Annotated in this window: 21 protein-coding genes and 1 tRNA gene; 11 read left to right on the top strand and 11 right to left on the bottom strand. The window is 59.1% G+C overall.

The genetic code is table 11. From position 1 onward, the window contains the following. Position 1 precedes the first annotated feature (1 nt). The 5 genes from trmD to hisC all read left to right on the top strand — a co-directional run bounded on the left by trmD (position 2) and on the right by hisC (position 4,252). Positions 2 to 748 (top strand): tRNA (guanosine(37)-N1)-methyltransferase TrmD, encoded by a 747-nt coding sequence (trmD, locus tag RFER_RS07060; RefSeq protein WP_011463705.1) that lies wholly within the window; start codon positions 2 to 4, stop codon positions 746 to 748. Positions 749 to 916: 168 nt separating this feature from the next. Next, positions 917 to 1,297 carry a 50S ribosomal protein L19 gene (rplS, locus tag RFER_RS07065; protein ID WP_011463706.1) on the top strand — a complete coding sequence of 127 codons (381 nt, stop codon included), beginning with the start codon at positions 917 to 919 and terminating at the stop codon, positions 1,295 to 1,297. An 82-nt stretch (positions 1,298 to 1,379) separates the two neighbouring features. Next, positions 1,380 to 2,081: a CoA pyrophosphatase gene (locus tag RFER_RS07070; protein ID WP_011463707.1), complete on the top strand. Its 702-nt coding sequence runs from the start codon at positions 1,380 to 1,382 to the stop codon at positions 2,079 to 2,081. Positions 2,082 to 2,106: 25 nt separating this feature from the next. Further along, positions 2,107 to 3,093, top strand: a complete 987-nt coding sequence (locus RFER_RS07075; RefSeq protein ID WP_011463708.1) for a CobD/CbiB family protein — start codon at positions 2,107 to 2,109, stop codon at positions 3,091 to 3,093. A gap of 58 nt (positions 3,094 to 3,151) precedes the next feature. Beyond that, positions 3,152 to 4,252: a histidinol-phosphate transaminase gene (gene hisC, locus RFER_RS07080; protein WP_049765621.1), complete on the top strand. Its 1,101-nt coding sequence runs from the start codon at positions 3,152 to 3,154 to the stop codon at positions 4,250 to 4,252. Here hisC and rsgA read toward each other — a convergent pair. The 3 genes from rsgA to RFER_RS07095 are packed head-to-tail and all read right to left on the bottom strand — an operon-like array spanning position 4,229 to position 6,809. After that, a complete protein-coding gene (gene rsgA / locus RFER_RS07085) occupies positions 4,229 to 5,149 on the bottom strand; it encodes a ribosome small subunit-dependent GTPase A (RefSeq protein ID WP_011463710.1) in 921 nt (306 codons plus the stop codon). The two genes, hisC and rsgA, sit on opposite strands and share 24 nt — an antisense overlap. A 25-nt stretch (positions 5,150 to 5,174) precedes the next feature. Next, positions 5,175 to 5,510, bottom strand: coding sequence for a 4a-hydroxytetrahydrobiopterin dehydratase (locus RFER_RS07090; RefSeq protein WP_011463711.1), 336 nt, complete (start codon positions 5,508 to 5,510; stop codon positions 5,175 to 5,177). 21 nt (positions 5,511 to 5,531) lie between these two features. Then, positions 5,532 to 6,809, bottom strand: coding sequence for a M48 family metallopeptidase (locus RFER_RS07095; protein ID WP_011463712.1), 1,278 nt, complete (start codon positions 6,807 to 6,809; stop codon positions 5,532 to 5,534). Between the two features lie 37 nt (positions 6,810 to 6,846). Here RFER_RS07095 and orn point away from each other — a divergent pair, with 37 nt between their 5' ends. Both orn and RFER_RS07105 read left to right on the top strand, forming a co-directional pair. After that, the gene (gene orn, locus RFER_RS07100) at positions 6,847 to 7,434 is read left to right on the top strand and encodes an oligoribonuclease (RefSeq protein WP_041790334.1); all 588 of its coding nucleotides are present in this window, start codon (positions 6,847 to 6,849) and stop codon (positions 7,432 to 7,434) included. A gap of 236 nt (positions 7,435 to 7,670) precedes the next feature. After that, positions 7,671 to 9,542, top strand: coding sequence for a DEAD/DEAH box helicase (locus RFER_RS07105; RefSeq protein WP_011463714.1), 1,872 nt, complete (start codon positions 7,671 to 7,673; stop codon positions 9,540 to 9,542). A 251-nt stretch (positions 9,543 to 9,793) separates the two neighbouring features. Here RFER_RS07105 and RFER_RS07110 read toward each other — a convergent pair whose 3' ends face one another. The 3 genes from RFER_RS07110 to RFER_RS07115 all read right to left on the bottom strand — a co-directional run bounded on the left by RFER_RS07110 (position 9,794) and on the right by RFER_RS07115 (position 10,830). Next, complete coding sequence (locus tag RFER_RS07110; protein WP_011463715.1) at positions 9,794 to 10,207, bottom strand: hypothetical protein; 414 nt, start codon at positions 10,205 to 10,207, stop codon at positions 9,794 to 9,796. Positions 10,208 to 10,495: 288 nt separating this feature from the next. After that, positions 10,496 to 10,624, bottom strand: coding sequence for a hypothetical protein (locus RFER_RS24850; protein ID WP_279587698.1), 129 nt, complete (start codon positions 10,622 to 10,624; stop codon positions 10,496 to 10,498). 118 nt (positions 10,625 to 10,742) lie between these two features. Next, positions 10,743 to 10,830: transfer RNA gene (locus RFER_RS07115), tRNA-Ser, on the bottom strand. 173 nt (positions 10,831 to 11,003) lie between these two features. Here RFER_RS07115 and RFER_RS07120 point away from each other — a divergent pair. Next, positions 11,004 to 11,306: a VF530 family DNA-binding protein gene (locus RFER_RS07120; RefSeq protein WP_011463717.1), complete on the top strand. Its 303-nt coding sequence runs from the start codon at positions 11,004 to 11,006 to the stop codon at positions 11,304 to 11,306. A 98-nt stretch (positions 11,307 to 11,404) separates the two neighbouring features. Here the strand turns inward: RFER_RS07120 and RFER_RS24855 are convergent, their stop codons facing one another. Continuing rightward, entirely contained in the window at positions 11,405 to 11,539 is a 135-nt protein-coding gene (locus RFER_RS24855) for a hypothetical protein (protein ID WP_279587699.1), read from the bottom strand. Positions 11,540 to 11,685: 146 nt separating this feature from the next. Between RFER_RS24855 and RFER_RS07125 the strand changes: the two genes are divergently transcribed. Continuing rightward, positions 11,686 to 12,063, top strand: a complete 378-nt coding sequence (locus RFER_RS07125) for a PilZ domain-containing protein (RefSeq protein ID WP_011463718.1) — start codon at positions 11,686 to 11,688, stop codon at positions 12,061 to 12,063. Positions 12,064 to 12,207: 144 nt separating this feature from the next. Here RFER_RS07125 and RFER_RS07130 read toward each other — a convergent pair whose 3' ends face one another. Continuing rightward, positions 12,208 to 12,573 (bottom strand): hypothetical protein, encoded by a 366-nt coding sequence (locus RFER_RS07130; protein WP_011463719.1) that lies wholly within the window; start codon positions 12,571 to 12,573, stop codon positions 12,208 to 12,210. A 182-nt stretch (positions 12,574 to 12,755) separates the two neighbouring features. Here RFER_RS07130 and RFER_RS07135 point away from each other — a divergent pair, with 182 nt between their 5' ends. Further along, positions 12,756 to 12,974, top strand: coding sequence for a SlyX family protein (locus tag RFER_RS07135; protein WP_011463720.1), 219 nt, complete (start codon positions 12,756 to 12,758; stop codon positions 12,972 to 12,974). Here the strand turns inward: RFER_RS07135 and RFER_RS07140 are convergent. Beyond that, on the bottom strand, positions 12,968 to 14,653 hold the full coding sequence (locus RFER_RS07140; protein WP_011463721.1) for a response regulator: 1,686 nt from the start codon (positions 14,651 to 14,653) through the stop codon (positions 12,968 to 12,970). The two genes, RFER_RS07135 and RFER_RS07140, sit on opposite strands and share 7 nt — an antisense overlap. A gap of 156 nt (positions 14,654 to 14,809) precedes the next feature. Further along, positions 14,810 to 15,574, bottom strand: coding sequence for a methyltransferase domain-containing protein (locus RFER_RS07145; protein WP_244095824.1), 765 nt, complete (start codon positions 15,572 to 15,574; stop codon positions 14,810 to 14,812). On the opposite strand from RFER_RS07145, the gene RFER_RS07150 reads away from it, so the two are divergent. Continuing rightward, positions 15,560 to 17,038, top strand: coding sequence for an RNB domain-containing ribonuclease (locus tag RFER_RS07150; RefSeq protein ID WP_011463723.1), 1,479 nt, complete (start codon positions 15,560 to 15,562; stop codon positions 17,036 to 17,038). The genes RFER_RS07145 and RFER_RS07150 overlap by 15 nt on opposite strands. Before the next feature lie 29 nt (positions 17,039 to 17,067). Here RFER_RS07150 and RFER_RS07155 read toward each other — a convergent pair whose 3' ends face one another. Next, positions 17,068 to 17,523, bottom strand: a complete 456-nt coding sequence (locus RFER_RS07155) for a hypothetical protein (protein WP_011463724.1) — start codon at positions 17,521 to 17,523, stop codon at positions 17,068 to 17,070. Positions 17,524 to 17,744: the final 221 nt, after the last annotated feature.

Consider the following 17,744-nt stretch of genomic DNA (forward strand, 5'->3'; position numbering starts at 1 on the left):
CATGCGTTTTGACATCGTTACGCTGTTTCCCGAGCTATTCGCCCCATTTTTGACCAGTGGCATTACGCGACGCGCGTTTGAGTCGGGTTTGGTCGATGTCCAACTGGCCAACCCGCGTGATTTTGCGGCAGGCAATTACAGGCGGGTCGATGACCGTCCGTTTGGCGGTGGCCCGGGCATGGTCATGATGGCCGAGCCCTTGGCACAATGCCTGAAGAGCATCCAGTCTCAACGAACCGAAATCGCCCCGGTGCTGCTTTTTTCGCCTGCGGGCCAGACGCTGAACCATGCCATGGTGCAGCGTTGGTCCGACAGCCAGGGTGCGATCCTGATTTGTGGCCGCTACGAAGGCCTGGATCAGCGCTTTATCGATGCCTATGTCACCGAGCAGATCAGCCTGGGTGACTTTGTCCTGTCGGGTGGCGAAATTGCGGCCATGGCCTTGCTCGATGCCGTGGCGCGCCTGCAACCCGGTGTATTGAATGCGGCTGACAGTCACCAGCAGGATAGCTTTAACCCCGTATTGGACGGCTTGCTGGATTGCCCGCACTACACCCGGCCTGAGAACTGGTTGGGTCGGCCAGTGCCGGAGGTGCTGCTGTCGGGGCACCATGTCCAGATTGAGCGCTGGCGGCGCGAACAGCGGCTGGCGCTGACTTTGCGTTTGCGCCCTGAATTGATCGACCAGGCGCGTCGGGATGGGCGTTTGAGTCGCGCCGATGAAGCCTTTCTGGCCAGCCAAGTCTGAAAGACGCTGGAAAGCGTTTGCCAAGACACCAGTTTTTCACGAGGAAACACTTGATCTGGCTATAATAGCGGGCTTACCGATCCTCTGGCTGGCCGTTCGACTGCTGTGTGCAGTTGGCTCTTTGTGTCAATCCCGACACTGGCGCATCCAAGATCATTTGAGGACATCATGAATCTGATCGAAACCCTTGAGCAGGAAGAAATTGCTCGTCTTGGAAAAATAATTCCCGAATTTGCCCCTGGTGACACTGTCGTTGTGAGTGTCAACGTGGTTGAAGGTGCGCGCAAACGTGTGCAGGCCTATGAGGGCGTTGTGATTGCGAAACGCAATCGTGGCCTCAACAGCGCGTTTACGGTACGCAAGATTTCCAGCGGCGAAGGTGTCGAGCGTACGTTCCAGACCTACAGTCCGTTGATCGCCGCTATCGAAGTCAAGCGTCGTGGCGATGTGCGTCGTGCCAAACTGTATTATTTGCGTGACCGTAGCGGCAAGTCGGCGCGTATCAAAGAAAAATTGCCAGCCCGCAAGATCAAGACGGCTGCTGTATAAGCGAGCTGCTCTGCAAAAAAGCCGTCCCAGCTGATGTTTGGGGCGGCTTTTTTGTTGTCTTTTTTTAAAAACATGGTTCCCCATGTCAATCAACTTGCCCGATAGGCCGCTGTCGAGCCTGCCGCAGTTCGATCCGCGCCAGATCCCGGTTATTGGTGTGGATTCCCATTTGCCGGCGGTTCCATTGGCATCGCTGCAGCCGGCGGCCTTGCGGCAACGCTTCGCTTCGCCCCCGGTGTGGGTACCTGAACTGCTGGCGGAGAAAAAATTTCTGGATCGGGCACCGATGCATGCCTCGGTGCTGCTGCCAATCGTGATGCGCGAACACCCGACCGTCTTGCTGACCGAGCGCACCATGCATTTGTCAACGCATTCCGGGCAAATTGCCTTTCCGGGCGGCAAAGCCGATGAAGATGACGCTGATGCAGCCGCCACGGCCTTGCGCGAGGCGCAAGAAGAAGTTGGGCTGGACCCCGCTTTTGTGCAGGTGCTGGGCGTGATGCCACACTACGTGACGGGGTCTGCCTTCATCATCACGCCGGTCGTGGCCCTGGTGCAGCCGGGCTTCTCGCTGACCCCCAATGCCTACGAAGTGGCCGATATTTTCGAAGTGCCGCTGGAATTTCTGATGAATCCCGCGCATCATCGGCGTCATGCTTTTGAGTGGGAAGGCGTCCGGCGCGAATGGTTCTCCATGCCCTATCAGGATCAGTTGCGCCAGCGCTTCATTTGGGGCGCCACGGCGGGCATGCTGCGCAACTTTTACCGGCTGCTGTCAGCCTGATGCGTTGTGCCGTTATGATGAAGCCATGAGCTTTATCTCAGTGCTTTTTGCCCTGCTGCTTGAGCAGGCCCGACCCTTGAGCAAAGGTAACCCGATCCATGCCGCGCTGCGTGCCTGGGTGCGTTGGAGTACCCAGAATTTTGACGCCGGCAAGCCGTTTCACGGCTGGCTGGCATGGGGTTTCGCGGTCGGTGGCCCGTCCGTGGCGGCATTGCTTATTTACTGGTTGTTGATCACGTTTGTGGGTTGGCCCTTGGGGGTGATCTGGAGCGCCGCAGTGCTTTATGCCTGTTTGGGCTTTCGGCAATTCAGTTTCCATTTCACCGAGATTCGGGATGCCTTGGCCGACGGTGACGAAGACCGCGCGCGCGAGTTGCTGGCCAGTTGGAAGCAGATGGATGCCAGCGACTTGCCGCGCAGCGAAATTGTCCGGCACGTCATCGAGCATTCGGTGCTGTCGGCGCATCGCCATGTGTTCGGCGTGCTGGCCTGGTTCTCGGTGCTGGCGGCTTTTGGTTTCGGCCCGACGGGTGCGGTGCTGTACCGATTGAGTGAATTTGTTGCCCGCTACTGGCAGCACAAGAGCAAAGCCCATCATCAGCCTGTCAGTGATGCACTGCAGCAGACCGCGACTGTGATCTGGACGGCAGTTGACTGGCTGCCCGCCCGCATCACGGCGATCAGCTTTGCGGTGGTGGGGAGTTTTGAGGATGCGATTGATGGTTGGCGAAATTACGAGTCGCGCTTTAACGGGGACAACGACGGTATTGTCCTGGCCGCCACGGCGGGCGCCGTGAATATCAGATTGGGTGTCGCCGCCCCGGTGACTGCTGTTGCGGCCAACAGCGCACCGGCGTTGCCGCCAGGAACGGTTGACAGGCGTAGAGAAGCCAGGCCGGGACAGACACCTGAGTTGGCCCACCTGGTCATTATTGTTGGCCTGGTGTGGCGCGCCGTGGTGATGTGGATGTTTCTGCTCGCGCTGTTGACACTGGCCCGGCTGTTGGGCTAGTTTTTTATAAAAAATTGGCCTCTAGCCCCCGTTCCTACTGCATAAGTTGCTATTTAAATTGAAGCAGAATTCTTGCCCGGAAACCTCGTTTTACAGCCCGGTGGTGAGTCGACTCGTGCCCTATGTGCCGGGTGAACAGCCCAAGATCGACAAGCTGGTCAAGCTCAATACCAACGAGAATCCCTACCCGCCGTCACCCCGTGTGATTGCCGCCATCCAGCTGGCGGCGCAGCAGGGTTTGCAGCTTTATCCCGATCCTGAATCAACGGCACTGCGCCAAGCCATTGCGGCCCATCACGGACTGGCGGCGCACCAGGTGTTCCTGGGTAACGGCTCCGATGAAGTACTCGCGCATGCCTTCTGTGCTTTCTTCCAGCATGGTTGCCCCTTGCTGATGCCCGACATCAGCTACAGCTTTTACAAGGTCTACTGCGGACTTTTCAATATCCCGGTTGAGATGGTGCCATTAACAGAGGCGATGTGCCTTGACGTCTCGGCCTATGCGCGCACGGATGGCACTTCGGTGGCTGGCGTGGTCATCGCCAACCCCAATGCGCCCACCGGCGTTGGCCTGCCACTGCAACAGGTCGAACGGCTCCTGCGTCTGCACCCGCAGCGCGTCGTGCTGGTGGATGAGGCTTATGTGGACTTTGGCGGCGACAGCGCCATTCCCTTGATTGCACAGTATCCCAACTTGCTGGTGGTTCACACCCTGTCCAAGTCGCGTTCGCTGGCCGGCTTGCGTGTCGGCTTTGCCTGCGGCCAGGCGCATCTGATCGATGCGCTGGAGCGGGTCAAGAACAGCTTCAATTCCTATCCGCTGGACCGCTTGGCCATTGCCGGTGGGGTGGCGGCTTTTGAGGACCAGGCCTGGTTCGAGCAGACGCGCCGCGCCGTCATGAGCAGCCGCGAAGGGCTGGTGCTGGCGCTGGAAGATTTGGGCTTCAAGGTGCTGCCGTCACAGGCGAATTTTGTGTTTGCACGGCATCCGCACCATGATGCGGCCGCTATCGCCGGCGCCCTGCGTGCACGTGGTGTGCTGGTGCGGCATTTCAAACTGCCCCGTATCGAGCAGTACTTGCGTATCAGCATCGGCACGCCGGCACACTGCGATGCTTTGGTGCAGGCGCTGGGCTCAGTACTTGCGGCGCTGGCTTAACTCCGCATACAAGTCGCTGTAAATCTTGTAGCGGTTCGCGCTGATCCCGTCCGGGCTACCGTCGGGTTTGACGGCTGCCATGACGCCGCAACCGGGTTCATGCAGGTGGCTGCAGTTATAGAACTTGCAGTTGGCCACATGGGGTTTGAAGTCCGGCATGTAAGCAGCCAATTGCGCCGGGTCGATGTGGTTCAAGCCAAACTCCTGGAAGCCCGGCGAATCAATCAAAGCCGTGGTCTTGTCCGCGTCGACCCAGTACCAGGTGGTGCTGGTGGTGGTGTGTTTGCCCGAGTTCAGGGCTTGCGAAATCTCGCCCGTCTGCGCCAGTGCGCCCGGTGCCAGCAGGTTGATCAAGGTGCTTTTGCCCGCGCCCGACGGCCCCAGCACCAGCGTCGTTTTACCGTGCAGCAGCTTGAGCAGTTCGGCGCGATCAGCGTCACCTGACTGTCTGAGGGACAGCGGCAGCACGCCGTAATGCATTTGCCGGTAAGGCCGCAGCCACGCCCAGGCGCGCGCAAAGGGCTCGACCAGATCACTTTTGTTGAGTGCAATGATGGGCGTGATGTGCTCCGCCTCCGCAGCGATCAGGGCACGCGAAAGCTGGCTGCTGGAGAACTCGGGTTCCGCCGCGATCAGGATCAATATCTGGTCCAGATTGGCCGCAAATGACTTGGTGCGAATTTCATCCTGACGGTAGAACACGTTGCGACGTTCTTCGATCTTTTCAATCGTGCCTTCGTCCTGCGAGGCCTGCCACAGGACGCGATCGCCTACCAGCCCCTGGCTTTTCTTGCCGCGCGAGTGGCAAATCAGTCGCTTTCCTTCCGGTGTCTCGACCAGAAAGTGGCGACCATAGTTGGCGACGATCAGGCCGCGGTCGAGTGTGGCTCGTTCCATCAAGCGTGTCCTTGGTGCGCCGTCATCATGCCAACAGCGCGTCAACCCGCGCCGCGCAGTCAAAATCTGCCATCGAGAGGCCACCTACGTCATGGGTGCTGAAGCGCACCACGCAGCGCTGGAAGTGCACCGACAAGTCGGGGTGGTGATTCTGCCTGTGTGCGATGAAGGCCACCGCATTCACGAAGGAAATGGTCTCGTCGTAATTCGCAAAGGTGAAGGTCTTTTCAATGGCCACTGCGGCACCATCGCCAGCCAGCCTCCAGCCTTCCAGTTTGGCCAGATTTGCTACAACTTCTGTAGCTTTAAGCGCATGTTTGACGGGGGCTAGAGCCTCATTTGTCTTATGAATAGTGTTCATGGCCTTATTCGATCGCTGTGTTCAGGCTGTTATCCGCGCCAGACGCTCGGACGCCGGCGGATGCGAGTAGTGGAACTTCACATACAGCGGATCCGGTGTCAGCGTCGACGCGTTGTCTTCATACAGCTTGAGCAGCGCTGTGGCAAGGTCCGGGCCGCTGGTCTGGCGTACGGCATAGGCATCGGCCTCAAACTCGTGCTTGCGTGAGAAGTGGGCCATAACAGGCGCGATGAAGAAGCTGAAAACCGGCAACGCCAGCATGAACAACAACAGCGCCAGTGCGTCATTGGGCGCACCCAGGTTGGGCTGAACCCCCAGCCCGGCATAAAACCAGGCCTGCGTTGCCAGCCAGCCCAGCAGGGCAAAGCCCACCAGGCTGAGGGCAAACATGGACACGATGCGCTTGATGATGTGTTTGTGCTTGAAGTGGCCCAGTTCGTGCGCCAGCACGGCGTCCACTTCACCGGCAGACAGTTTGGCCAGCAGGGTGTCATAAAACACCACCCGCTTGGATGCGCCAAAGCCGGTGAAGTAGGCGTTGGCGTGGGCGCTGCGTTTAGAGCCATCCATCACAAACAAGCCCTTGGCGGCAAAGCCGCAACGTTTCATCAGCGCCGTCACGCGGGTCTTGAGTGTTTCATCCTCCAGTGGCGCAAACTTGTTGAACAGCGGCGCAATGAAGGTCGGGTAGATCAACAGCAGGAGCAAATTGAAACCCATCCACACGCCCCAGGCCCACAGCCACCACCAGTGTCCCGTCGCGCCCATCATCCACAAAATCAGTGCGGCAATCGGCAGGCCAACGACGGCACCGATCAGGCTTGATTTGAGCAAGTCCAGCAGCCAGAGCTTGGGCGTCATCTTGTTGAAGCCGAAGCGCTCCTCGATCACGAAGGTCCGGTACAGGGTCACGGGCAAATCGATCAGGCCGCTGATCAGCACGAACGCCGCGAGCAGCGCAATTTGCTGCCCCATGCCGCCGCCCAGCCACCCGAGCAGCGCCTGGTTGAGGCTTGACAGCCCGCCCAGCAAGGTCCAACCCAAAAGAACGGCGGCACCCAGCGTCAGCTCCAGCAAACCAAAACGTGCCTTGGTGATGGTGTAGTCGGCCGCTTTCTGGTGCGCGGAAAGCAGGATGGTCTGGGCGAAGGCCGGCGGCACCTGCCCACGGTGTTGTGCCACATGCCGGATCTGCCGGGAGCTGAGCCAGAAGTTCAACACCAGACCGGCGAGCAACGCCAGCGCAAAAGCGAAGGTCAACACCAATGAAAGGGAAAGAGAAGGAAACGGATCAGCCATGGCGAGCGAGTTTATGTCATCGGCGACAATTCCCACTATGGATTCCACCAACACCCCTGTGGCGAGCGCAACGCTGGCCAAATCTGCCCAAAACCTGGTATGGCTTGATTGCGAGATGACGGGTCTTGATCCGGAGATTGAGCGGATCATTGAGATTGCCGTGATCGTCACCGGCCCCGATCTTGAATGCCGAATCGAGGGCCCGGTGCTGGTGATCCATCAAAGCGATGAACTGCTTGACAAGATGGACCAATGGAACAAAGGCACGCATGGCAAAACGGGCCTGATCGACAAGGTCAAAGCCTCGACCTTGCTGGAGGCGCAGGCTGAGGCGCAGATCATCGAATTCCTGAGTCAGTATGTGCCCAAGAAGGGCGCCCCCATGTGTGGCAACAGCATCGGGCAGGATCGGCGTTTTCTGGCGAAGTACATGCCCAAGCTGGAGGCTTTTTTTCACTACCGCAACCTGGATGTGAGCACACTCAAAGAGCTGTCCAAACGCTGGCGCCCCGATGTGTACAAATCGTTCAAAAAGAAGCAGCGCCACACGGCGTTGGCCGATGTGCACGAGTCGATTGACGAACTGGAGCACTACCGGAAACACTTCATCAGGATGGCTGATTAGGTAGAAACCCGAATCCGTGGCATAATTCGCGGCTGCACTGCAAACTGCCGTGCATATTTGTACATCTCCCTTCATTCACAGGCCCGCAGCGAAATCGCATTTGCGTTTTCCACAAAAGGGCCCCAGCGCTGATTGAACTCCTTGTGAGTCAGAGCAGGTTCCGTTTGATGGTTGATGTTTTTTAACCATTGACGGAGCAGTCGCATACCTTGCGGCGCTCGCGTGTGAGTAAATTCATGACTGACGCTATTCAAGCGACGGGCGATATTTCGCTTGTCGAAAACTTTTCCAATGACACTGTCGAAGTGACGCAAAACCCTGCGCAAGTCGCAGCAGTGATTCAAATTGCCCAGGTGCCTGCCGCCGTTGAGGCCATTGCCGAGGTTCCCAATGGCTTTGTCACTCTGGGCCTGGCCCCCGAGTTGATTCAAGCCGTGAAAGACCTGGGTTTCACCCAGCCCACCACGGTGCAGCTCAAGACCATTCCCCTGGCCATGCAAGGCCACAGTGCAAGTGATGACGCCGCACGCTTTATTGACCTGATGGTGTCGAGCCAGACCGGTAGTGGCAAGACCGCTGCTTTCCTGTTGCCCGTGTTGCACACCCTGCTGACACAAATGGCGCAAGCCGAGGCGAAAGAACGCAGCGATTTCGAGCGCGCCGTGGCCGATGCTGCGGCCAAAGGTGAGGCGCCCCCTAAGCGCGCCAAGCGCAAAGACCCGACCAACCCGCGCCATTTCGCACCTGCTGCGCCCGGCGCCTTGATCGTTTGCCCGACGCGGGAACTGGCCCAGCAAGTGGCCCATGACGCCATTGATCTGGTACAGCATTGCCGCGGTCTGCGCGTTGCCAACATTGTGGGTGGCATGCCTTACCAGCTGCAAATTGCGAAGCTGCAAAATGCCAACCTCGTGGTGGCCACACCGGGGCGTTTGCTGGATCTGCAGCGCTCGATGCAAATCAAGCTCGATCAGGTGCAGTTCCTGGTGGTTGACGAAGCCGACCGCATGCTGGACCTGGGTTTCTCCGATGACCTGGCGGAAATCAACCAGTTGACCATTGAGCGCAAGCAAACCATGATGTTCAGTGCCACGTTTGCACCGCGCATCCAGCAACTGGCCTCACGTGTCATGCGCGAACCCCAGCGTTTGCAGATCGATTCGCCGCAAGAAAAACACGCCAACATCAGCCAAAAGCTGTTCTGGGCTGACAACGCCCAGCACAAGCGCAAATTGCTGGATCACTGGTTGCGCGACACCACCATCAATCAGGCGCTGGTATTTGCCAGCACCCAGATCGAGTGTGACGGCCTGGCCAACGACCTGCAGCAAGAAGGCTTCTCCGCCGTTGCCTTGCATGGTGCTTTGAGCCAGGGCCTGCGCAACCGACGCTTGATGGCGCTGCGCCAAGGTCAGGTGCAGATTCTGGTCGCAACCGATGTGGCTGCGCGCGGCATCGACGTGCCCACAGTCACGCACGTGTTCAACTTTGGTTTGCCGATGAAGGCAGAAGATTACACGCACCGTATTGGACGCACCGGGCGTGCCGGGCGCGACGGTATTGCCGTGACCTTTGCCGAGTTCCGCGATCGTCGCAAGATCATGGACATTGAGCACTACACCCACCAGCAGCTCAAGGGCGAAACCATTCCCGGCATGGAGCCGCAACAGCGCTTCCCTGATTCGCGTCCCACTTCCAATTTTGGTGGCCGTGAAAGCCGTGGCGGTGGCGGTGACTACCATTCGCGTGAGCGTGGTTTTGGTGGCGGTGGCCGTCCTGGCGGTTTCGGCGCCAATCGTGGTGGCTTTGCGGACAGAAACGCGGGCGCGCCCCGTGATTCAGGCAACAACGGTTACCAAAATGCCAGCAACAACGGCTTCGGTCAACGCGATGCGCGCAGTGGTGGTGCACCCGAAGGCTTCAACTACGAACGCAAAGGCGGTTTTAATGATCGTTTTGCCGGCGCCCGCAACGACGGTGCAGCACCGCGCGGCGACTTTGGCGCCCGCAAGCCTGCGTTTGGCAAGCCGATGGGTGCGAAGCCCGGTAATGGCGGCAAGGTGTTTGTGCCGCGCGACGCCAAGAAGCGCCCTGCGCGTAGCGCTTGATTTAGCGGCTTAGCGCCTTTTCAGAAGCCGGCTTGCGGCACTGAAAAAAGTATTTTTTAGTAAAAAAACCTCGCTGCCATAACGGTAGCGAGGTTTTTTTTTGTCTATTGCTCGAAAAAAGCTGTCTACAAATTACGCCTAAGACCGTTTGGCGGAAGCGGTGCCAAAAAATCAACAAGCAAGCCCGGACCAACCGGGCTTTTTCGTTTGAGACTGGACGAATCTGGTTTGATGACACGGTAGCCTTGGGGTTACTCGTGAACATCGGTGTACCTGAACGAGCCATGGGAGAGGGCTGTCTTCTTCAATAGATCACGACGCATGGCGAGAACAATTTCTCCAACCACCTTACGCCCGGCTTCGGGATCAGGAGTTGCGCCTCGATTCGCAATTACGAGAGCCACCAAATTGTTGATTGCCTCAATAACCTCGTCAGAAGCATATAGCCACGATTGATATTGTTCCTCGAAGAATTCTCGTTTCAGTTTGCCAGACGTGGTGGTGCCGACGAACCCTTGTAACTTGACCAATAGCTTGGCGTACTTTTCTTCCTTAAAGTGAATGATTGATTCATCACGCTTTGCTCGGGACGTGAAGAAATATGCCAAGAATGCGCCGAGTCCGGCGCTCAACAGCGGCTCAATTGTAATGAGCCATTCTTTCATGGGCGTAAAGGGCTATCTTTTAATGTGCAAAAAATGCGCGATTAGAAGGAGAACAAGGTAGGTCGCGCCACATATGGCCGCTGTCGCCAAGAGAGTTAAAACCGGGTGCCAAGATGATTCTTTTCGGGCGGCTGAGCGCAGATATGCAGCCCCATCATCTTCACCAACAGAAACAGGCGAGCGAAAAGAAGGCTTCTCAACGTGACCTTGTTTCTCTTTCCACCACTCGCGGTAATAGTCTCGATCCTGCATTCCCATGAACGGAATGTAGCAGGCGCCAAAAGGTGTCTATGTCAGACTGGAGTGGTTTGGTTTGGTGACACGGTAGGCGGCACGCTTGACGACCGAAGGATGAACGTTCATGACCGCCGCGAGGCCATGCAAGGTGTAGCTGCCAGATGCACGCTTCTTAAGCATATCGGCTTGGGTTTCAAGTATCAAGGGCTGCCTATCGGTGCAGGCGTGATCTTGTTTGTATGCTCGACCGGCCCATGCTTGAAGTGCCAGCCGTTGTCGTGTACGTGTCTGATTTCATTGGCGGAAGCTTAGGGATTCGAACCCTAGAAACCTTTCGGTTTGCCGGTTTTCAAGACCGGTGCAATCGACCACTCTGCCAAGCTTCCAAGCCGCGTATTCTAGCTGGCTTGCTGCCTAGCGCTGCTGTCCGGGATGGCAATCAATGGGCTGAGGTCCCAAACGGCAGAGCGCCTACGACGCTGTGGGCGCCAAGTGGTCAAAGAGCAGGCCTTGTGACCCCGCCCACTGACGCTGATCCGGGCGATGTCAAAATCGCGGCATGCAAACGCCTCCTTCCCCACCCAATACACCACCCGGCCAAGCTCCTGTCCAAATCCGCAACCCCCTGCATGGGCTCACCCTGGAGGCCATCGTCACCGCGCTGGTGGCGCACTACGGCTGGGCGGGACTTGCGGAGCGCATTCCGGTGCGCTGTTTCGCCAGCGACCCCAGCATGGCGTCTAGTCTGAAATTTTTGCGCAAAACGCCGTGGGCGCGCGACAAGGTGGAGGGGCTTTATCTCTTTATGCTGCGCGAAACGCGCCGCGCAAGCGGTGGCCGACCACCCGCGTCGCAGCTATGAGGCTTACGGGAGAGTATTCCCGTCCTTTCTCAATATCGGACAAGGACTAAATCGTTGCATGCTTGATTTTGGTAGATTCTTTCGCGTCCATTTTCGTTTCACTTGGCAGTGAGTTGGGTCATCTGCGCAAGGGCGACACCAGCCTGAAGATGCAGTTGGCTGGCCGGGCGCATGCTCAAGGTGCTGCCCCAGCGGCGCGACTGTGCGCTGCAGCGCTTGGGTCGCAGCGGCATTGATCACCCCGCGCTGCAGCCCGACAGCAGCGCATTTTTTGCAGCCCGACCCTTTTCCGAAGTTGCATTTGACAGCAAGGTCTCGTAACCTTGGCACTGAGTCACCGTCGCGTGAGGCCGCGTGCCAGCTATTTGGGAGTTTCATCATGAAGACAACACCGGTTAAAAGCCTGCGCCATTTTTCACGCATACCGTTTGCCGCCGAGGTGTCGCTGCAACTGCATGACCGCACGATCAGCGTGCAGTTGGTCGACATCGCGCTCAAGGGCGCCCTGGTGCAGACCGCGACCGCGCAGCCGCTGGTGCTGCAGGAAAAATGCCGCCTGGTGCTGCCGCTGACGGATGGCGGTGAGGCGATCGAGATGGCCGGGAAAATTGTGCACCTGGAAGATCAGCGCGTCGGCATCGAATGCCAGGACATTGAGGTACTCAGCATGACCCGGCTGCGCCGACTCCTGGAGTTGAACGCGGGAGACGCCGACCAAATGAATCGGGAACTCTCCTATTTGTTTGCCAGGCCTTGACTGGCGTTGTCTGACAAGGCGCTATCTCAAGCCACGAGTTGACGGTATGGCTTGAAGCATTTTGACCTCTAGCTCCCGTGAAATAAGCGTAGTTAGCTATAAATGTAATAGCAAAAAAATGCTTACGCGTGCTGGCGGATCGTCTCACTGGCTTGCCAGTTGCGCATTCTCGGCGCTTGATAGGCCACTGCCATTGGCCGACGCACTCAGTTGCAACAGGCAACTGTCGCTTGCGCCGCGGGCGGGCAAGGCTTTGCAGCGCCAGGTGGCCTCGGCCTGAAGGGCGTAGGCCTTGTGCCGCAACTCGCCTTGCTGCACCGCCTCATACACGACCTGATGAAAAGCCAGCAGCAGACCCAGGATGGTCAGACTTCCCAGAATGGTCGACCAGACCGGCGAGCGCAAGCCGGCGGGCAAGCGGTACCACCATTGCCGCAACGAGCGTTGATGCGCGGCGAAGTCGTCGGCCCAGCCGTGCGGCAAAACAAAGTTTGTGCGGGGGAGGTTCATGAACTGGCTCCTGATTCGGCTGCGCGGGATGCGAACCGATTGGGTGCCAATGTAGGAGGCTATTGCGCCAGCGTCTGTGCGGTAGATAACGTTGCGCCTGGAATCGGCCCGTGGTGGTGCCGGCCTGGTCCGGCTGGTGGCACGTACTTGGTACGCACTTCAATTTCAGGTCCAATACGGGCATGGACCACCCCAACGACACCGAACAACGCCTGACGGAACTTGAGATCAAGGCCACCTTCACCGAAGACTTGCTGGACCAGCTCGACCAGGTCATCGTGCGTCAACAGGAACAAATTGAGCTGCTGATGCGCGAACTGGCGCAACTGCGTCAGCAGCCCCGCGACGACGGCGTGGGCGGGCCGCGCCCTGCGCACGACGATCTGCCGCCGCACTATTGATCCGCTTTGACTCCGCCGGGCGAAACGGCGCTGGCTGCTTTGGCGGGCGCAGCGCCGCCGCGCAAGGTCAAACCACCGGGTTGGCGCCTTTGTTCCCCGAACGCCGACCGATTGCTCTGGGTGGCAAAGCGTGTGCGTAAGTCATTCACGGCTTCGCTCAGTCTGGGCGCGTCGGCAATTTTGTCGACATAGCGATGCAGCACCAGATAAGCGGTTTCGATCAACTTGGCATTGAGAGTGGCATTGCCGTGAAACAGGAGGTGCTTGACCGACGCCTGCGGGTCCCCGCTCATGCTGAGGGACACGGCGTATTCGGTGATTTTCAGAATCTGGCTGTGGGCTGAGCGAATGCGCTCAGCATAAGGCGGGTGGATGGCCGCGGCACCGGCGAGCAGTTCGCTGAGGGTGTTGTTGGTGCAAAAACGCAGCGCCAGTGTGTCGACAAAAGACGCCACTTCGTCGAGCTGGATGGCTTTGTTTGCCAATTGCGCCAGCAAGGCCAACTGATTCGAGGCGGCTTCAAAATCGAAGTTGGGCGAACTGATGGTGAGGGCCATGGTGCGCACGGCATCGACCGCCTGCGCAAACTGACCTTGCTGAATCGACGACAGCACCTCGACAATGCCAGACAAGCGTTGGTGGCGTTCGTTTTTTGGGTCTTTTTCGATCAGGCGGGCAAAGTCGTCGCGACAGCGCTGCAGACCTTTGCCGTCGCCATTCTCGAGGCGGGTGAAGGCCAGCAGTACCAGTGTCTGGCAGTCGAACATTTTCGAGTCCAGCCCCAGCCGGGCGGTGCGGTCGAGTATCTTTTCGGCCTCTTGCCGGTCCCCTGCGTAGTAAGTCATCATGCCCAGATTTTGCAGACGACTGATGGACGCGGGTGTCAGGTTGGCGGCCATTTTGTAGGTGGCCAGCGCCTGATCAAACTTGCCGAGTTCAAACTGGGCGCGGCCCAGCACGTCATAGGCATCGCTGTAGCTGGGGTCTTCGCTGATCAGGTTCTCCAGCGTGCTGGCGGCGCGGGCGGTTTGGCCTGCGTCCAGCAGAGAGCGGGCCACGCCGAGTTTGGCCCAGGGCAGGGTTTTGGCTTGCACCACCGCTTCGTACATGGTCTGGGCCTGGGCGTATTGGCCGGTGCGCAGCAACAACTCGGCGCCGACGCGGGCGGCATAGAGCCAAAACAGGCCTCTCGTTTCAAAGCGCTGCTGACAGAGCTGGGCAGCGTGTTCAAAATCTTCTGCTTCGACGGCGGAGAATATCTCCTGCAAGGAAATTTTGCGAATGCGCGCCTGGCGCAGACGATCCCCCAACTGGGCGGCCTTATGTGGCTTGAGCAAATAGCCATCCAGCGCCGACTCGGCGGCCTCGGCTACCTTGGCGTAGGTGGCCTCGGCGGTGACCATGATGAAAACAGTTGAAAACGGCAGTAATTGGTTGCGTCGCAAGTCATCGAGCAGGTCTTGGCCAGACGAGGCTTCGTTGGCAAAATGCTGCTCACACAACACAACATCAAACGAGCGGTACTCAAGTTGGCGGCGAGCATCGGCCAGTCGGGCGCATTGCGCGATGTTGCCCAGGCCCAGGTCTCGCAACTGTGACACCAAAATGGAGCGTGAGGTCGGGTTGCTGTCAATCACCAGCGCTTGCGAGGCCGACAAGTCATCTTCAGGCAGCGCCATCAGTCACGCTCCAGCTGCCATTGAGCCGCCATGGTTGAACACTCAATTCTGTCACCTCGGGTCCTGTTGATCAAAAATAATGGCACTACGCTGAACCAGTGCCATTGTTTGGCCGGTGACAGTGACGATCAAGATGTCAGGAGGTGCAGCGGGGGTTCATCGGCGGACCAATTGCAGCGCCAACTCGTGCGAGAGATTGGGATGGGAAACCCTGGCGTAGGGTGGCTTGGGCCAAACCCAATCCTTTTGTGGGAACAAAGCGCGCATGGCATTGATGTCGCAGTGGTAGGGGGGGCCCTGAATCAGACCCTCTTCAGTGGCGGCCGGGCGAATCATCTGCATAAACAGCACCCAAAGACTGCCCTGCGGTTCAAGCCACTGATGCAATTGGCGGGCGTAGTCGATCCAATGGTCGGGATGAATCGCACACAGGCAGGTCTGCTCGTAGATCGCGGCAAACTTTTTCTCCGGCTGGTAACTCAGCACATCCGCTTGAAGCACTTCGGCCTTCAGGCCTCGGGCGTCACAAAGCGCGCGCGTTCTTGTCGTCGCGGCAGCGGTGTAGTCGAGGCCTACGACGTCAAAACCACGCTGGGCCAGCTCAGCCACTTCCCAGCCGCTGCCGCAGCCCGGAACCGCTATTCGGCAAGGCCGCAGTGCGCCGCTGGCCAGCCACGCGAGAAGCTGAGGGCTTGGGCTGCCGCGGTCCCAACCGGTTTCCTTTTTTTCAAAACGCTCTTGCCAAAATTCAGTTGTCGGGCCAGCCATGTCAAATACCCCTGTAATTCCAAACACCGTGCCACCAGCGAAACCAGTGCCGCTGCATTGTGCCAGCAGCACCGCGCCAAGCTCGGCAGGGAGTAGCGCGCCGACGCTGCATGCCAACACTGCCTGTATATTGTCGTCATGAACTCCAACCATTCCCATCCCCACCACCGCTCCGACCTCGTCCGCATCGCCACCCGCGCCATGTCCGAGCGTGGGCTTGAACCCGAGTTCCCGGCGCGTGTCGAGACCGAACTGGCTGCCATCAAAGGACCCGGCAGCGAGGTCGGTCCTGATATTCACGATCTCACTGATTTGCTGTGGTGCTCCATCGACAACGACGATTCGCTCGATCTGGATCAGCTCACCGTCTGCGAGGTGCTGGACCAAGGCGTGGTGAGGCTGTGGGTGGCCATCGCCGATGTGGACGCGCTGGTCAAAAAGGGCAGCGCCATTGATGGGCATGCGCTCACCAACACGACTTCGGTGTACACGTCGGCCCGCATTTTCCCGATGCTGCCCGAGCGCCTGTCCACCGATCTGACCTCGCTCAACTTTGCACAGGAACGGCTGGCGTTGGTGACCGAGATGGTCTTCAACGCCGACGCCTCGCTGGCGGGCGCCACGGTGTACCGGGCCCGGGTGCGCAACAAGGCCAAGCTGGACTACGACGCTGTCAGCGCCTGGATTGAAAGTGACGGCGCACTGCCAGCCGCCGCGGCCGCGGTGCCGGGCATGGAGGCGCAACTTCGCACACAGGACGCGCTGGCCCAGCAACTGCGCGTGCGCCGGCGTCTAGAAGGCTCGCTGGAGCTGGAGACTTTCCAGCCGCGCGCCGTGTTTGACGGTGAGCAGGTGGTTGATATTCGCCAGCAGGTGCAAAACCGCGCGCGTCAGTTGATTGAGGAAGTGATGATTGCCACCAACGGCTGCACCGCACGCTACCTGGCAGGGCGGGGCGGCGCCTCGCTGCGGCGCGTGGTGCGCTCGCCCGAGCGCTGGCTGCGCATCGTGGCCGTGGCCCAGGAGTACGGCGAAACCCTGCCGGCCGAGCCCGATTCCAAAGCGTTGGAAGCTTTTCTGGCCAAGCGCCACCAGGCCGACCCGCTGCGCTTTCCTGATCTGTCGCTTGTCATCGTGCGGCTCATGGGTTCGGGCGAGTATGTGGTGGAAACGCCCGGTGGACCGCCGATCGGGCACTTTGGCCTGGCTGTGCGCGACTACACCCACTCCACGGCACCGAACCGGCGTTTCCCCGACCTGATCACGTCGCGCCTGCTCAAGGCGGCGCTGGCCGGCAAACCGCAGCCGTATTCCAATGCTGAACTGGCCGAGCTGGCCCTGCACTGCACCCGGCAGGAAGACTCGGCCCAGAAGGTGGAGCGGCGCATGCGCAAGTCAGAGGCGGCACTATTGCTGGAGTCCCACGTCGGCCAGCGCTTTGACGCCATCGTGACCGGAAGTACCACGGACGGTATCTGGGTCCGGATTTTCACTCCGCCCGCCGAGGGCAAACTGGTGCGTGGCAAAACCAGCCTCAAGGTCGGCGACAAGGTCCGCGTCAAGCTGGTGGCCACCGACGTGGATCGCGGTTTTATCGATTTCGTAACGACGGATTGATCCCGTCGCCAGGCGCCGCCCGAGTCACCTCACACCATTGACGGGGGTAGCGCCCGGTCACCGGCGCGACGGCTACGGGCGCGCTGCAACAGCACGGCTATCAGCAGCGCGGCGGCGGCCGAGCCGGCCATCACCGGCGACGCCGCGAGCATGTCGGCCAAACCGTCGACGGCGTGGACGCTGATCTGCTGGACATGGTTGACCAGCGTGATGACGTCGCTGGCTTGCACGTTCTGTGCATCCTCAATTTGAACGTGCAGGTCCGGAAAACCGCTGCGAAAGCTAATTTTCGCGAAGATGCCATTGGCGACGGCGACGAGCGAGAGCACGCCCAGAGGGCGCAGCAGATGCTCAAGCAGGCGGCTGCGCTCAGCCGGGGGCGCGAACTCATAGACTTGACCGACCAGTTGTGCAATCGTGATTTCCGACACCTGGCACGTCACTCTTTCCGAAGACGCTTCCTCGATCGTAGGATTGTGATTCATGGCATTTCGCTCCTATGGAATAGACCCGCGGCCTGTCGTGAACGGGGCGGGCACATTTTGAAAACGTTTGGGCAGCATGTTGCTGTCTGGAAGATCTGTCAGGATAAACCAGAGTGGGCGCCGAGGTGTTTCAATTTGATGTCCAAATGCGACAGTGTGTAAAGCTCAAAGCAATGCATCTGCGGCGCAGGGACGCGAGCAGCACCGCTGGCTCACTTGCC

This window comes from Rhodoferax ferrireducens T118, from assembly GCF_000013605.1.
Classification (GTDB): Bacteria; Pseudomonadota; Gammaproteobacteria; order Burkholderiales; family Burkholderiaceae_C; genus Rhodoferax; species Rhodoferax ferrireducens.

Excerpts from the sequence above, each read along its gene's own strand:
- trmD (WP_011463705.1), top strand. The coding sequence starts at position 2 with ATGCGTTTTGACATCGTTACGCTGTTTCCCGAGCTATTCGCCCCATTT.
- rplS (WP_011463706.1), top strand. The coding sequence starts at position 917 with ATGAATCTGATCGAAACCCTTGAGCAGGAAGAAATTGCTCGTCTTGGA.
- RFER_RS07070 (WP_011463707.1), top strand. The coding sequence starts at position 1,380 with ATGTCAATCAACTTGCCCGATAGGCCGCTGTCGAGCCTGCCGCAGTTC.
- RFER_RS07075 (WP_011463708.1), top strand. The coding sequence starts at position 2,107 with ATGAGCTTTATCTCAGTGCTTTTTGCCCTGCTGCTTGAGCAGGCCCGA.
- rsgA (WP_011463710.1), bottom strand. The coding sequence starts at position 5,149 with ATGGAACGAGCCACACTCGACCGCGGCCTGATCGTCGCCAACTATGGT.
- RFER_RS07090 (WP_011463711.1), bottom strand. The coding sequence starts at position 5,510 with ATGAACACTATTCATAAGACAAATGAGGCTCTAGCCCCCGTCAAACAT.
- RFER_RS07095 (WP_011463712.1), bottom strand. The coding sequence starts at position 6,809 with ATGGCTGATCCGTTTCCTTCTCTTTCCCTTTCATTGGTGTTGACCTTC.
- orn (WP_041790334.1), top strand. The coding sequence starts at position 6,847 with ATGGATTCCACCAACACCCCTGTGGCGAGCGCAACGCTGGCCAAATCT.
- RFER_RS07105 (WP_011463714.1), top strand. The coding sequence starts at position 7,671 with ATGACTGACGCTATTCAAGCGACGGGCGATATTTCGCTTGTCGAAAAC.
- RFER_RS07110 (WP_011463715.1), bottom strand. The coding sequence starts at position 10,207 with ATGAAAGAATGGCTCATTACAATTGAGCCGCTGTTGAGCGCCGGACTC.
- RFER_RS24850 (WP_279587698.1), bottom strand. The coding sequence starts at position 10,624 with ATGCTTAAGAAGCGTGCATCTGGCAGCTACACCTTGCATGGCCTCGCG.
- RFER_RS07120 (WP_011463717.1), top strand. The coding sequence starts at position 11,004 with ATGCAAACGCCTCCTTCCCCACCCAATACACCACCCGGCCAAGCTCCT.
- RFER_RS24855 (WP_279587699.1), bottom strand. The coding sequence starts at position 11,539 with ATGCCGCTGCGACCCAAGCGCTGCAGCGCACAGTCGCGCCGCTGGGGC.
- RFER_RS07125 (WP_011463718.1), top strand. The coding sequence starts at position 11,686 with ATGAAGACAACACCGGTTAAAAGCCTGCGCCATTTTTCACGCATACCG.
- RFER_RS07130 (WP_011463719.1), bottom strand. The coding sequence starts at position 12,573 with ATGAACCTCCCCCGCACAAACTTTGTTTTGCCGCACGGCTGGGCCGAC.
- RFER_RS07135 (WP_011463720.1), top strand. The coding sequence starts at position 12,756 with ATGGACCACCCCAACGACACCGAACAACGCCTGACGGAACTTGAGATC.
- RFER_RS07140 (WP_011463721.1), bottom strand. The coding sequence starts at position 14,653 with ATGGCGCTGCCTGAAGATGACTTGTCGGCCTCGCAAGCGCTGGTGATT.
- RFER_RS07150 (WP_011463723.1), top strand. The coding sequence starts at position 15,560 with ATGAACTCCAACCATTCCCATCCCCACCACCGCTCCGACCTCGTCCGC.
- RFER_RS07145 (WP_244095824.1), bottom strand. The coding sequence starts at position 15,574 with ATGGTTGGAGTTCATGACGACAATATACAGGCAGTGTTGGCATGCAGC.
- RFER_RS07155 (WP_011463724.1), bottom strand. The coding sequence starts at position 17,523 with ATGAATCACAATCCTACGATCGAGGAAGCGTCTTCGGAAAGAGTGACG.